This window comes from Bacillus sp. AFS002410, assembly GCF_002556365.1.
Taxonomy (GTDB): Bacteria; Bacillota; Bacilli; order Bacillales; family Bacillaceae_G; genus Gottfriedia.
Map to the genome: position 1 here is coordinate 353910 of NZ_NUEU01000009.1, position 14578 is coordinate 368487.

A 14578-nucleotide genomic window follows, 5' to 3' on the forward strand; every position below is an offset into this window, starting at 1 on the left:
TATCATATTTTGTTCCCCTTTTTAACTTAATCGTTACATCACTTTACTTTGATGCGTAACCATACGTTTATTAGCCAAGTTTATTATTCTATCTTTCAACTCTTTTTGATCACAAGTTTGATAATTATTAATGATATCGTTAATCTCTTTTATGTATAAATCAGTCGTCTTTCCGATGTAAATCTTTGGATAGATTTGTTCATCATGAACTTCATCTTCCTTCAACAACTCCTCAAATAATTTCTCACCAGGTCTCATACCCGTGTATTCGATTCCTATTTCATCAACTGTATTACCAGATAATAAAATTAAATTTTTAGCAAGATCTACAATTTTCACTGGCTCACCCATATCCAATACAAATATCTCTCCACCTTTTGCAAGTGCGCCAGCTTGTATTACTAATCTTGATGCTTCTGGGATTGTCATAAAGTAACGAACCATTTCTGGATCAGTGACCGTTACCGGTCCACCTTTTTCAATTTGCTTCTTAAATAATGGAATTACACTACCTCGGCTACCTAACACATTCCCAAATCTAACTGCAACAAATTTTGTATTACTACTTTTATCCAAATCCTGAATAATCATCTCAGCTAGTTTTTTTGTTGCTCCCATCACACTTGTAGGGTTTACTGCTTTATCAGTCGATATCATGACAAAAGTTTCAACACTGTGCCAACTTGCAGCTTTTGCAACATTCATCGTTCCAATTACATTATTTTTAAAGGCTTCCTCCGGATTTCGTTCCATTAATGGTACATGCTTATGTGCTGCAGCATGGTAGACAACATTTGGACTATGTCGATCCATAACATCCATCATTTTCTTTGTATCTTGTAAATCAGCAATCTCTGTAATAAATTCAATTGTTGAGTCTTTAAAACGTTCCTTTAATTCCATCTCAATTGTATAGATGCTGTTTTCACCATGACCTAGTAAAATTAGCTTCTTTGGATTAAATTCTGAAATTTGACGTGAAATTTCAGAACCAATCGATCCACCCGCACCTGTAACTAAAACTACTTTGTTTGTAATTGAATCCGATATACTCTCAATATCCATCATTACTGGATCCCTACCAAGTAAGTCTTCAACTTGTACATCTCGAAATTGATTTACTGAAACTTTTCCAGTGATAATATCCTCTATCATTGGAAGAATTTTTGTACTTGCATCTGTTTTAGAACACTCTTGAAAGATAATGTTTAATTCTTTTCTGCTTAAAGAGGGGATTGCAATAATAATTTTCTCTATAGAGAGCTTACTTACAGTGCTTTCAATTTTTTCTACTCCTCCAAGTACAGGGATTCCTAATATATCCAAATGATGTTTTTTTATATTATCATCAATAAATGCTATTGGATGGAGATTCGTCTCATTATTTTTTAACAGTTGTCTTGCAATCATTGTCCCCGCAGAACCAGCTCCTACAATTAATGTTCTTTTTTTATTGTCCGTTTTCTTAGCAACTGAGTCTCTATATAGTCTCCATGTAAATCTTGATCCACCAATTAACAACATATGAAGTAACCAAGTCACAGTAAAAAGTCTAAAGTTTGCCTTTTGCATGGCGACTAAATGAATTATCACTGAACTAACGAATGAATAGGTAACCACTCTGAAAATAATTAATAATTCTCCTATACTAGCGTACTCCCATGCTTTCTTATATAACTTAAATATTATTGAGTACAGATGATGGCTTGTTAAAATTATAAGTGAGCTAACAACGGTTTGAAATGAAATGACATAGATAGTTCCCTCTACTAAAAATTTACTAATAAAAATCGCGGAAAGAACGATGCTTGAATCAATTAAAATAAATAAAGATAGCCTTTGCCTATAAGTCACTTACATACACCTTCCTTGGCATCAAATAATTCAAGTATTTTTTTTCTACAATCAATTGCGTGAACCAAGAGCTTCCTAATCTAATTAGTTGATCTAAAGTTGCTTCTTGCTCTATAAACCGAATTGTTTTTTTAACACTTTTAGGTGGACTATACTTAGTTTTCATCATCCAGACATCTCCATCTCATTTTGGGTTAAAGTATTTATTTTAAGGCTTTTCTAAAAAACACTAAAATAAATACTTTATAAATAAAACGGGCATCTAACCCACCCTCACACCACACTCTTGACGACTCGCGTCTAAGGTCTTTTCCAACCCACAGCATGGTCGAGTGTCTACATAGATAATGGCAAGTAGACATCGCCACTCATTCTTAATAAAGAACGATAAACTAAGAATATCTATTTAACAGATATCCTTAACATAGTTTACTAATACAAATGAATTTATATTTCATTTATAATTGCGCCTACTAAATTTCCATTAGCAAGGTCTAATACTCTTCTTGCTTCAATTATATTATCCGTTTCGGTTCTTCCACGGTTAACAACTAAAACGACTCCATCACAATGATTTGCTAACACCCTAGATTCGGTGAATTCCAAGATTGAAGGAGAATCAACTAGTACAATATCATATGTATTAACTAGTATTTTTAGTAAATCTTTTACATTTTCATTAGCCAATATTTCAACGGGATTAAATGAAACAGATCCACTAGTTAAAATATCTAAGTTTCCAATACCTGATTGAATTACTGCCTCCTCAAGGCTTATTTGCTTCGTTAGTACATTAGTTAAACCAGTGTTATTTTCTATTTTAAAAATTTTATGTATATTCGAATCTCTTAAGTTTGCGTCAATTAAGAGCACCCTTTCTTTTTGCTGTGCCATTGAGACGGCTAAATTTGCTGTTATTGTAGATTTTCCTTCACCGTTTTCTGTTGAAGTGATAAGTATGTTGCGTTTTTTCTTTTCTTCCGTTAAAAAATTTATATTTGTGCGAATCATCCGGAACTGGTCTGAGATCATTGAATCCGGATGAGTAAATGTGACGAGAAACCTTTTCTTTAAATTTTTTTTGTATCTTTTTTTAAAAATCATTTGTTTCACCCTTTGAAATTGTAGTTTTATATTTCTTTCTCTCCCTCAATAATTTTTTCTTGTTCATATTTGATACTAGGCCGATAACTGGAGCATCTAATATTTCTTCAATTTCACTTTCTCTTCTTACCGTTTCATCTAAGGAATCAAGTAAAAATGCTATTCCAATTCCTAACACAATACCAATAACAACAGTATATTTAATAATATTATGTTGTGGACCATTTATTAGAGTACCGTTATCTTCACCTTCAGGAATCAATTGAACTTTATTAAATTTTAAAAAATCAGCCATTTGATTTTTTGATGCAATAGCCGTTTCATTTGCAATCTCAATAGCCATTTGGGGATTAGGATCTACAACCGTTATCTCAAAAACTTTTGATTCATCTATTCTTGTGAAACCAATCTGATTGTTTAAAACATCGGCCGACCTTTTTAAACCTATTTCGTTTTTAACTTTTGCTATAGTCATAGGGGCTTTAATCATTACCGTTAGAGTTTTTAAACTTTCATTGTCAGCATCAATCAATATTTGCCTAGATGCTCTATAAAGTGGAACATCCTTTTTAAAAAAGTCATTATATATCAGACCCAAAATTGAAGTTAGCACTGTAACAGCCAAAATTAACCAAATTCTTCTCTTTATTACCTCGAAGTACTCCTTTAGATCAATCTCTTTTCTTTTTACATTTTTCATAAAAGTATCTTGTTTGTTTAAACTCATTACTGCCTCCTCAATTTTTATATAATTATTTTGAATCGTACAGTACTAAAGCACTATTAATTCTATATAACGAACACACCCTAAAAAAAAATAACTTTCACCAGTTTTATTCACGTAAACAAATTAAATCTTTATTAAATTATATAATATGAACCAATTTTAATTCTTTATAAAGAACAAGTCAATTACAAATCCTTTAATTATAATTAAATTATTCTAAATTTTACAAATAAATAACTTTAGAGTAAATTTCATTAATAGCAATCAAATATATATTCTACGTAGTAGAAAAATATTAAAATCTATCTTTTCTATTTCCTGAGCATAAAGTACCATATTTCTTTAAATAGAACGAAATGTTTGTCTCAATCATCTCTAACGCCCTATCAAATCATAATCAATCAACCTCAATATTAATTTATTAAACACTATTCTTTATATGTCTATATTTGAAATATATTAGACATATTTAGTTCTTTTTTACTTTCAAATATCTCAATAAAGTTATCTTTATAATTATTGCAGTTAACACTTTTTTCAAATCAAAATTAAAATTACAAGCTATTAATATTCTAGTTATATTTCATCTATTTAAGGGGAATCTACCTTTATCATATATTGAAAGGAAGTTACTAAATGGAACAAACACTTTACGAAAAATACGGTGGAGAAGAAACAGTTGGAAAAGTAGTGGATTACTTTTATGATGAGCTAGTCCTTAAAGATGAAACAGTTAATCACTTCTTTGAAAATACGGATATGGATAAACAACGTCGCCACCAGACAAAATTTATTAGCTTTGCTTTAGGTGGTCCTAAACAGTATACTGGTAAATCCATGTCAAAAGCCCATGAAGGAATGAATATCCAGCCTAATCATTTTAACGCAATTGCTACTCATCTTCATGACGCGCTAGCGCATTTTGGGGTTAGTGAGGCAGATATTGATCAAGCCTTAACGAAGGTCGAATCACTTAGAGACGACATTCAATACAAATAATGTCTCATTAGAAAAGCTACTACCGCAATAGGTAGTAGCTTTTTATGTTTCTCTATTTCCAAAAAGTACTTTCAAACTCAACTAAGTCATGGTAAGGATATAATGGTTTTAACAATCTTGCTTTTGTCCATAAATCCGTCGTTTTTTCTAATGCCTCTAAAGAAGACTTATAGTTCTCATCAACCGTAATATATTTTACATTACCTAGTTGTTGAAGTGAGTATCCGGTGATTTGTTTAAAGAAGGTTTTACTTGCATAGTCTAATGGGTCACCTTTTACGATATAATTTGTAAATAACGGTTTATAAGATTTTTGTATTTTTTGTGTTTTCGCTTGAAGCTTTTTCGAACCATCATCTAATAATACACCTAATGAGTTAAATGTAACGCCCTGTACAAATAGATGATTTTTCAATTGTTTATCGTTATTCAGCTGATATCCTACATATTGAGCTAAGTAGCCTCCAAATGAATGGCCAGTAACATATACGCTTGCATGATTATTCTCTTTTTTATTTAAAATTGATTTTACCCAATCATATGCTTGTAATGCTTGATCATCCACAGCGACAGGAGAGCCATTTTCTGGAGATTCAAATCCAACTAATCTTTGATAAATATCCTGCAAATTAATTTTCTTTATTCCACTAAATGCGAATAGTAAACTATTATTTTTATTGTTCTTTAATGCAATTGCAGAAAAACCGATATTACCTGAGGTCATAGAAACTAATCTATAATCACTCAAACTTTTATGAATTTGAGTTAATAAGGGATCGACTATACCTTTATGTTCTTTTAAGCTTTTACCTATGTCTTTACTTAGAAATGCTTCATAAGAAAGTTCAGACGCCGCCAGTAATACCCCGTCAGGAAGTTTTTCCAGCTCTCTTTGTTCTTGTTGACTACAACCGCTAGTCGTTGAAAAAAATGTGAGTACTATTACGATAAAAATAACTACACGAAAATTCATAAGTAACCTCCCATCGGCTTTCTCTCTCTCCATATTATGTCCACTACCATATGACATGTTCATCTTTTTCCCAAAAAAACAAAAAAATATACAAAAAAATTATTGACAAAAATATTTTACAAATGTTATTATATAAATTTTGATATTTGATTTATTAATGATATACTTATGTTATTAGAATTTTCGGAGGTGGGTACATTGTTCAAAATTGGCGATCAAATTATTTACCCTATGCAGGGAGCTGCAGTAATTGATTCCATCGAAGAGAAAGTTATACAAGGTGTAACACAACAGTACTACATAATTAACATTCCATCCAGCAATTTAAAGCTGATGGTCCCTCAAGGGAATGTGTCAAATACGAAAATTCGTTTAGTTGAAGACCACAAATATTTAGAAAATGTATTAGATGACTTTACAAATGGTCTTCCCGATGAATCCTTATCATGGAAACAAAAATATGACTTAAATATGAAAAAACTAAAGTCTGGCGAATTACTCGCAGGAGCTCAAGTTGTACGTGATCTAACACTTCAAAGCAAGGAGAAACCTTTAAATCCAAGCGAAAGAGAAATGTTAGATACTGCAAAACGAATGTTTGTTGGTGAACTTAGCTTAATTAAAGGAATTTCCCAACTAGAAGCAACCGAATTAATTGATTCTGCATTAAAATAAGATGTATGTAAGAAAAAGAGCTTAACTAGGCTCTTTTTTTGTTGCGTAATTTTAGGAAATTAGAAAAATTATTTTTAATATGAAGATTTAGTTTGCACATATTTATTGCAGAAACCGTGATTTTATTGCAGTTCTTTTGTTTATGCCACTATATTTGTAGTCCCCAGCAATTTCCATTCTTCAAACAAAACAAAAAGACTGCTAACAATAATGTTAGCAGTCCTTTATTTCACACAAAAGTGAAAATTATAATTTAACTACGTTTTCAGCTTGAGCGCCACGGTTACCTTGAGTGATCTCAAAGCTTACTTTTTGGCCTTCTTCAAGTGATTTGAAACCGTCGCCTTGGATAGCTGAGAAATGTACGAATACATCGTCTCCACCTTCAACAGCGATGAATCCGAAACCTTTTTCTGCGTTAAACCATTTAACTGTACCTGTGTTCATTGTACGAACCTCCATATATACCTGTTTTTTTACACTTAATGAGTATTGTTAAGAAAAAATACACACATTAGAACAGGATGAAAATTCGTCCCTTTTAACACATGAATTGAATTAACCAATTTCTTATTAAGTATGTACCTATCTTAACACAAAATGAAATGGAAAACAAATTGTGCACGAAGAATAATTAAAATTAGTCGATTAAATTTAATTATTACGTTAATTTTTTACTTTTCGTTGGCTAAAATTAGTCCAACTGGTAAGTTTTTCTTCATAATGCTACTAAAGTAACTATTTGGAACTGGTTTGTTTCCTACATAAGGAGAAATTTCAATTGTAAATCCTGGTCGTTTTTTAGCAGTAACATACCAGTCTTTATATCCTCCGCCTCCGCCTTTTGCGGGAGCAACCAAACTATATCCTGTTTGTTTTGATAATTTTGTAGCAATAGCTTTGTCTCTAGTAAATTGACTTCCTGTTTGATTATAATGCCAGAAAATAATATTTCCAGATGAGTGATATGCAACAGTATTTTTGAAAGAATGTTTATTCGTAAAATCATATAAAGCTTTTGCTTCTGGTTCACTTAAAGCTTTTGTACCTTTATAGTTATCTGGGCCAGGCTTTGATTTATTACCAGGAATCGTACTCCATCCCGCTGGATATTGACGATTTAAATCCACGCCGCGTACATTCGCCTTCCAAGCTGTAAAATTTTTACTTCCTTTATTCAATTTAATAACTTGACTCGGATTCTTTGCACTGCTAGCACCTTTTTGTACAAGCATTACACCATCAGGATTAACCATCGGCACAAAATAAATTGAAGTTTGTGTTAGTGTCTTTCTAACATCAAAGCTACTTATTTTCGTATTTTTTTCATATGCACTAGCATATTGATCAAGCATTTCCATAATAACATTTGTCGTCATGTGCTCACGTGCGTGGTGCGAACCGTTAATACTAATTTCTGATTTTCCAGTCCCTAGTTTAAAGGCATATAAATTTCTACCATCTACTGATTTTCCAATTATTTCTACTTTTGTAAAACTAGGGTACCAAGCATTTAACTCTTGTAAGTCCGCAGTTAATTTATCATATGAATAATTACCATTTGGATCAACATAATTATTAGTCTTTAGTGAAAGATCAGCTTGTGGAATTAGTCCCTTAATTCCCCCGATTTTTACAACATAATAGGACGAATAGATTGAATCAATAACTAACTTCTGCTTGGCAGGAACGTTAACCATCGTTGTTTTTGAAGTATTTGGGAAAACAACTTTAGTATTTCGCACTGCTACACTCGCTGTAATTTTAACAGGTTTAGTAACAATATTAGTTACTGGCATTTTATCTTTTGTTAAAGGCAGTGTATTACTTTTATCAATATAAGCAGTTTGATTAGAATATTGGATCATTAAATTTTGACCCTTTTCGCCACTTTTACTAAAAACTGTATTTGCTTTTACTGTTCCTCTATTCACTAATTTTCCATTTTCATTTAATAATAGAGGCGTATCTTTAGTGACTTTAAAAACTGTCGCTGTAGGGTTAACTTCCCAAGGAGTTGCATCTCGGACTGCACTTTTCAAAATAGTACCAGCGTTTTCTTTATAAGTAACATAGTAAAGATCATTCTCTTCTTTATCTACTTTTAGCTTTACATTTGCTGGAATTGTTATAGTAGTTGTACTGCTTGTTGTTGCATCAGCTGTTTTGACAGTTGTTCCGCTGGATGTTCCTGCTGTTGTTCCGCCGGTCGTTCCTCCAGTTGTTTCACCAGTTGTCCCATCGGTTGTTCCACTAGTTGTTCCACCAGTTGTTCCGCCGGTTGTTCCACCAGTTGTTCCGCCGGTTGTTCCACCAGTTGCTCCGCCGGTTGTTTCACCAGTTGTTCCGCCGGTTGTTTCACCAGTTGTTCCGTCAGTTGTTCCGCCAGTTGCTCCACCAGTTGTTCCACCAGTTTCAGTATTCTGAGTCGTTAAAACTGTAGGTCCTAGCGTTACAACCCATTTTTCCGTTTTTGCTTGTGTTGTTGATTCTGCAAATACATCTTTAAACATACTAAAAATAAGTACTAAAACAATTAAACTAGTAAAACCTTTTTTCAAATCCTTCACCTCTCCAGTTAATTAAAAACAATTGTATATATGTAAATAATTGTTTTCTTACTATTAAAAGATCTCATAACAGACGAAAAGCCCCCATTAAGGGAGCTTATTTTAATTGTCTAGTATATTAATATTTTATTATATTAGCCTTTTTTTGCATATTAAGTTTGTATTACACACTTGCCCTTTCCTGTTACGTTTTTTACTTTTAAATATAGGTATGTTTTTATAGTTTTTGGTTGAAACTATGAGGATTTTACATATATATTCAATTAATTTATTGAGTAAATAGGATTTGCTTGTTTTCATTTATTCTAAAATCTTAATTAAAATTTTAAATTAACAATCTATATCATCTTTCATTTTTTCCCTTTTCGGCTATGTGTATCTTATTTGTTTAGGGTATAATTACCAATAAGAATGTTTCGAGTTAGGAGGCAGCGAATGCTTCAGCGTGATTTAAATAAAGATATTATTTATGAACTATCCTATTCACTTTTTTCAAAGCTTTCTCCCCAGAATTCTAGAGATGCGGAGCTTGTTGAAACTGGCCTACAATTATATCGATTAGGTCAAGTATATAATGTCTCGGTTCGAGAGGGTCGACTTGTTGGAGTTGTCGAAGAGGGCGATCAGATTCATTTACCAATTTTACATATTGAAAATCATGACCAAAATGGTTGCGATTGTTATGAGGCCCCTCCTTGCCAACATCAAATTGCACTATTGTGCTATGCTGCCGCTTCGTTTTCATTAGTTGGTGATATTATGAGGAAATTTAAACAATCTTCTCTAAAAAGTATTCCAACTATCATGACTGGTCGACAACTACTTGATCAAATGAATATGATTGAGCAGGATCGACCAAAGGAAACAGTTGCGTTATTTGAGCAAAAGTACAAGGAATATATTGAACAGCAGCGTACGTCTTTTTACCAAGATGTCTATTTTGTTTATCCATTATATGAACGGTTTTATCACGGATTATTAAATCAGCAACCACGTCAGGAAAAGGAAAAGCTTCTATATCAGTTACTTGCGTCAATCTTTACAATGAATAAAATGGTCGGACAAATAGAAATTCAAAGCACAGTTTACGACAATGCGCATTTACCGCGTGAAATGACAATGTTAGAAAATCAAGTTGAGGCTGTTAGTAGACAACTGCATAACCTGACAGGTGGTTCTGTTTCTAGTCAATATGAAGAGGTGCTTCGAGAGCAGTTGCAAGCTCTGTTATTAGAGAGAACGCTTTGTTTAATACCTCGATATAACACCTTTCGATATGTTTATAAAGAGCTTTTAAATAATTCAAAGATTTTACATAAGGATTTAGAGGTTTTATCAGAATTCGAGGACAATTATTACGCAGATTTAGGAAAAGCTCATCTACATTATTTGTTAAAAGAAGATGAAAAAATGCTGTCTATTATCAAACAGTATAGTAATAGTGAGCGTACGCTTTATAGCTTTACTTATTGGATTGAGAACCTGCGAAAAAACAATGAAACTGATCGACTGACTTCATTTTTGCCAATATATTACGAAATGCTTTTACACTTTTTGCAAAATGGCGATGATGAATATGCAAAGACTACTTTTGCAAAACATTTCTTAACTAACTATGAATACAATAGTTTTTACACTAATCAAACGGCTGGTCTAGAAGTAGTTTATCAAGCATTGCTTCCACATAGCGTGATGCAGTACACTGATTATTTAATGCATAATCGGGAATACAAACGCTGGGCAGAGCTGCAAATGTACTTATATTCATATAAACCTGATTTTATTGATAAACATGACCTTCAGGAAGTACATAAGCACTCACCACAATCTGTATTACCTTTATATCATCACTTAGTCCTTTATTACATTGAGTTAAAAGGTAGAGCAAACTATAAAATAGCTGTTCGTTATTTAAAGAAGCTAAGAACAAATTATAAAAAATTAAAGCGTTTGAATGAATGGGATGATTATATTCAATATATTGAATCTCAATTTATTCGTTTACGTGCACTTCAAGAGGAAATAAAGAAAGGAAAATTAGTCAATGAAGCGACTAGCAAATCTTAGTATTGCTGTAAAGTGGGTAGAGCGAAATGGCTTGCTCATTTATGGTATGCAAAGTCACGGTGTCATTTTACCGGTAACAGCATGGAAGCATCTAGTGTTTCAATGGCATGAACCTTCATATTACGGAACATTATTGCAACCGACCCGAGTCGGCCAGATTGAAGGTATTCTTTTAACTCCAATTGAAGCACTTACTTTTTTTAAAGAACATCAAGAAAATTCATTAGTAGAGATTACTTATTTAGATGAAGCAAATGAGTTTCACTCTGAGATTTCGAGATTATATGAGGATTTTAAGGAAGGTCATATTTCCCCAAGCTTTGCTCATTATCAGAATGGTGAAGAACTTTGGAAAATTGATGGGTATGATCAATTAGAACCAACTTTAAAGGAATTGGTTTCTTCTGCAATTAAACAACAGTTTGAAATAGAAACAATGCATTCTAAACGTTGGGATATTGCTAGAGGCTTATATTACAATCCAAGTTACATAAAACAGCAACTTACACATAGTGTTGATGAAGACGATTGGCATGTGAAAATAGGACTTAGAGATGATGATGTCCCGTTTTCAATTCGATTAGTCCTTGAGGAACCTTTGAGTGAGCACGATGATTGGCATTTACGTACATATTTAATTGATGAGCGAAAAACAATCAAGCCTTATGAGTATAAAGGACATGAATCGCTACAAAAAAAGCATACATCTTATGCCGAGTATTTGGATCGAACGTTTCAAGGCGTTGGATTACTTGTACCTACCTTAATTGAAGAGAATAAACCAAGAGAAATTTTAAGTGAGCAAGATGCATGGACATTTTTAACAGAGGATAGTGAAAAAGTTCTTTCCGCAAATATCCAAGTTCTTTTACCAAGCTGGTGGCAAGCTTTAAAACAAAATAAAATGACCTTAAAAGCGAGTGTAAAAGGAAAACCAACTGGGAATTCGTTTTTCAATATGGAAACACTCGTTGATTTTAATTGGCGAATATCCACAAATGGGATGGAACTATCAGAACAACAATTCCAGCAATTCGTTGAAAATCAAAGACGTTTAATTCAATTTAATGGTCAGTGGATTGCGCTAGACCCTGCTTTTATTGCACGCATGAAGAAAATGATGGCAAAGGCTGAAAAACAAGGACTTAGATTTCACGAAGTTTTACAACATGAACTACTACAAGGAGCTGAAAAGCCTGAGGAAGATCACTCACCTTTTGCAGAAGTTGAAATTGAAGTTGATGATGTTTTCCGTGAACTTACTAAAAGATTAACATCCATTTCAGAAGTTCCTGAACTTACTGCTCCACATGGCTTACAAGCAACTTTACGTGCATACCAACAAAAAGGATTTGAATGGTTAGTCCATTTGAAAAATATGGGGTTTGGTGCATTGCTTGCCGATGATATGGGACTTGGTAAAACAATTCAGTCGATTTGTTACTTGGCTTATCGTAAAGAGAATGAAGAAAAGCCCGGAGCATCCTTGATTGTCTGCCCTACCTCTGTTATCAACAACTGGAAACGAGAAATCGAGCTATTTTATCCAGACTTAACTGTACATGTTCACTATGGTGGGAACCGCTTAAAAGGAGAAGATTTATTTTCAGTAGTAAGAGATGTCGATATTGTTATAACTTCTTATGCTTTAAGTGTATTAGACTATGAAGATCTCCAACAATATGTATGGAAGAGTATCATTCTTGACGAAGCTCAGAACATAAAAAATCCGACGACAAAGCAGTCTCGTGCTGTTCGTGGATTGAAAGCAGAGCATCGCATTGCTCTAACTGGAACGCCAATGGAAAACCGCTTGACGGAGCTTTGGACAATATTTGATTTTATTAATAGAGGATATCTTGGTACATTGACCCGTTTTGCTAGCAATTATGTAAATCCAATTGAGAAGGATCGCGATGAAGAAAAGATAAAAGCAGTTCATCGTCTAATTGCCCCCTTCTTACTTAGACGTACAAAGCAAGATGAAGATGTTGCTTTAAATCTTCCACCAAAGCAAGAACAAAATATGCTTTGTCCTTTATCAGTTGAACAGGCGGCATTATATGAACAAGTTGTTCAAGACAGCTTAAAACAGATCGATACGTTAACTGGCATCGAACGCCGCGGTCGTATCTTATGGATGTTAAATAAATTAAAACAAATTTGTGATCACCCTTCTCTATTCTTAAAGGAATCACAGCTTGTCGAATTCGAAGACCGCTCAAGTAAGGTTGAACGACTATTCGAGTTAATAGATCCTATATTAGAACAAAAAGAAAGCTGCCTAATCTTTACTCAATATGTGCGAATGGGTGATATGCTAAAAGAAGCGATCCAAGCAAAATTTGGTGAAGAAGTTTTATTTTTAAATGGTAGCGTTCCTAAAAATGCTCGTGATAACATGATTTCTCGCTTTCAAAATGGTGATGTAAAAGTATTCATTCTTTCACTTAAAGCTGGTGGAACAGGATTAAACTTAACAGCAGCAAATCACGTTATGCACTTTGACCGATGGTGGAACCCAGCTGTTGAAAATCAAGCAACTGACCGAGCGTACAGAATCGGACAAACAAAATTCGTTCAAGTCCATAAATTTGTAACGATTGGTACGCTAGAAGAAAAAATCGACGAAATGCTTCAACGTAAACAGTCACTTAACGATACAATCATAACGAGTGAACAATGGATTACTGAATTATCCATGGATGAGCTTGTTGATTTATTGAGTTTTTAGAAGATTAATTTAAAAAAAGTAGCTATTTAAAATACGAAAATCCCCTTAAAAAACTTTGTAGTCTTAAGGGGATTTTTATTTAACTTGTATTATTTCGTATTCTCATTAGAACTTTAAAATTTCTTTTTTTCACTAATAATTTATCAACTTTTTCAAATCTATTAGTAAACTTAAACTCTCTCTTCGAAATTTTTTTAGAGAATATGTTTAAGATTAACATACTTACTCTTAATATTTTTATAGCGGAGGTCCACATGAACGTAATCGTTAAAAACCATGATGAAAGTTGGAAAGACTTATTTCAAGCAGAAGCAAAACAAATACGCGAGATCTTAAAAGACGAACTAATTGAGATCCACCATATTGGTAGTACATCTGTACCAAATTTAAAAGCTAAACCGATTATCGATATGTTGCCTATTGTTAAAAACATCGAAAGTGTAGACAAGTATAACGATAAATTAGCTGAGATTGGCTATGAGGGACTTGGCGAGTTTGGTCTTCCAGGTAGGAGATACTTCCGTAAAGGTGGCGAAAATCGTACCCACCAAATGCATATGTATCAGATTGATAATGAAAAAGAAATTGAAAGACATCTAGCAGTTCCTGCATATTTAAGAGAACATGAGGACGAGATGAAAGCATATGGAGAATTAAAAGCGCAGCTAGCAGAAAAATTCCCAACGGATATTAATGGATATATGGATGGAAAAGATGCTTTTGTGAAGGAAGTAGAACGCAAAGCGATTGAGTGGAGAAAAGCTAATAAGTAATCTGATATTTATCTAGATAACTTATTTTGTTTGTAGGACTTGAAGTCTTTTGTTTGAGGAAAAATTGGCATGCACTTATTTTGTGCATGCTTTTTTTTGCTC

At 33.1% G+C, this 14578-nt stretch carries 12 protein-coding genes; 5 read left to right on the forward strand and 7 right to left on the reverse strand.

The features are described from left to right. Positions 1–33: 33 nt before the first annotated feature. The 4 genes from CN692_RS09335 to CN692_RS09350 all read right to left on the reverse strand — a co-directional run bounded on the left by CN692_RS09335 (position 34) and on the right by CN692_RS09350 (position 3685). Entirely contained in the window at positions 34–1854 is a 1821-nt protein-coding gene (locus tag CN692_RS09335; RefSeq protein ID WP_098118881.1) for a polysaccharide biosynthesis protein, read from the reverse strand. Further along, entirely contained in the window at positions 1844–2023 is a 180-nt protein-coding gene (locus CN692_RS09340; RefSeq protein WP_098118882.1) for a hypothetical protein, read from the reverse strand. The genes CN692_RS09335 and CN692_RS09340 overlap by 11 nt, the downstream gene beginning before the upstream one ends. Positions 2024–2301: 278 nt before the next feature. Next, the gene (locus CN692_RS09345; protein WP_098118883.1) at positions 2302–2958 is read right to left on the reverse strand and encodes a CpsD/CapB family tyrosine-protein kinase; all 657 of its coding nucleotides are present in this window, start codon (positions 2956–2958) and stop codon (positions 2302–2304) included. Then, a complete protein-coding gene (locus CN692_RS09350; RefSeq protein ID WP_098118884.1) occupies positions 2948–3685 on the reverse strand; it encodes a YveK family protein in 738 nt (245 codons plus the stop codon). The genes CN692_RS09345 and CN692_RS09350 overlap by 11 nt, the downstream gene beginning before the upstream one ends. 636 nt (positions 3686–4321) lie before the next feature. Between CN692_RS09350 and CN692_RS09355 the strand changes: the two genes are divergently transcribed. Beyond that, positions 4322–4684: a group I truncated hemoglobin gene (locus CN692_RS09355; RefSeq protein WP_098118885.1), complete on the forward strand. Its 363-nt coding sequence runs from the start codon at positions 4322–4324 to the stop codon at positions 4682–4684. 52 nt (positions 4685–4736) lie between these two features. Here CN692_RS09355 and CN692_RS09360 read toward each other — a convergent pair whose 3' ends face one another. Beyond that, on the reverse strand, positions 4737–5657 hold the full coding sequence (locus CN692_RS09360; RefSeq protein WP_098118886.1) for an alpha/beta hydrolase fold domain-containing protein: 921 nt from the start codon (positions 5655–5657) through the stop codon (positions 4737–4739). 189 nt (positions 5658–5846) lie between these two features. Between CN692_RS09360 and CN692_RS09365 the strand changes: the two genes are divergently transcribed. After that, positions 5847–6332: a CarD family transcriptional regulator gene (locus CN692_RS09365; protein WP_257131767.1), complete on the forward strand. Its 486-nt coding sequence runs from the start codon at positions 5847–5849 to the stop codon at positions 6330–6332. Between the two features lie 246 nt (positions 6333–6578). On the opposite strand, the gene cspD is transcribed toward CN692_RS09365, so the two are convergent. Next, a complete protein-coding gene (cspD, locus tag CN692_RS09370) occupies positions 6579–6779 on the reverse strand; it encodes a cold-shock protein CspD (protein WP_025568675.1) in 201 nt (66 codons plus the stop codon). A 227-nt stretch (positions 6780–7006) separates the two neighbouring features. Continuing rightward, positions 7007–8893, reverse strand: coding sequence for a M14 family metallopeptidase (locus CN692_RS09375; RefSeq protein WP_179874402.1), 1887 nt, complete (start codon positions 8891–8893; stop codon positions 7007–7009). A 444-nt stretch (positions 8894–9337) separates the two neighbouring features. Here CN692_RS09375 and CN692_RS09385 point away from each other — a divergent pair, with 444 nt between their 5' ends. From CN692_RS09385 to CN692_RS09395, 3 genes are all read left to right on the forward strand, one after another. Then, the gene (locus CN692_RS09385) at positions 9338–10969 is read left to right on the forward strand and encodes a hypothetical protein (protein WP_098118890.1); all 1632 of its coding nucleotides are present in this window, start codon (positions 9338–9340) and stop codon (positions 10967–10969) included. Continuing rightward, a complete protein-coding gene (locus tag CN692_RS09390) occupies positions 10947–13703 on the forward strand; it encodes a DEAD/DEAH box helicase (protein WP_098118891.1) in 2757 nt (918 codons plus the stop codon). Before CN692_RS09385 ends, CN692_RS09390 begins: the two co-directional genes overlap by 23 nt. Positions 13704–13957: 254 nt before the next feature. Next, entirely contained in the window at positions 13958–14476 is a 519-nt protein-coding gene (locus CN692_RS09395) for a GrpB family protein (RefSeq protein WP_098118892.1), read from the forward strand. Positions 14477–14578: the final 102 nt, after the last annotated feature.

Excerpts from the sequence above, each read along its gene's own strand:
- CN692_RS09340 (WP_098118882.1), bottom strand. The coding sequence starts at position 2,023 with ATGATGAAAACTAAGTATAGTCCACCTAAAAGTGTTAAAAAAACAATT.
- CN692_RS09345 (WP_098118883.1), bottom strand. The coding sequence starts at position 2,958 with ATGATTTTTAAAAAAAGATACAAAAAAAATTTAAAGAAAAGGTTTCTC.
- CN692_RS09350 (WP_098118884.1), bottom strand. The coding sequence starts at position 3,685 with ATGAGTTTAAACAAACAAGATACTTTTATGAAAAATGTAAAAAGAAAA.
- CN692_RS09355 (WP_098118885.1), top strand. The coding sequence starts at position 4,322 with ATGGAACAAACACTTTACGAAAAATACGGTGGAGAAGAAACAGTTGGA.
- CN692_RS09360 (WP_098118886.1), bottom strand. The coding sequence starts at position 5,657 with ATGAATTTTCGTGTAGTTATTTTTATCGTAATAGTACTCACATTTTTT.
- cspD (WP_025568675.1), bottom strand. The coding sequence starts at position 6,779 with ATGAACACAGGTACAGTTAAATGGTTTAACGCAGAAAAAGGTTTCGGA.
- CN692_RS09385 (WP_098118890.1), top strand. The coding sequence starts at position 9,338 with ATGCTTCAGCGTGATTTAAATAAAGATATTATTTATGAACTATCCTAT.
- CN692_RS09390 (WP_098118891.1), top strand. The coding sequence starts at position 10,947 with ATGAAGCGACTAGCAAATCTTAGTATTGCTGTAAAGTGGGTAGAGCGA.
- CN692_RS09395 (WP_098118892.1), top strand. The coding sequence starts at position 13,958 with ATGAACGTAATCGTTAAAAACCATGATGAAAGTTGGAAAGACTTATTT.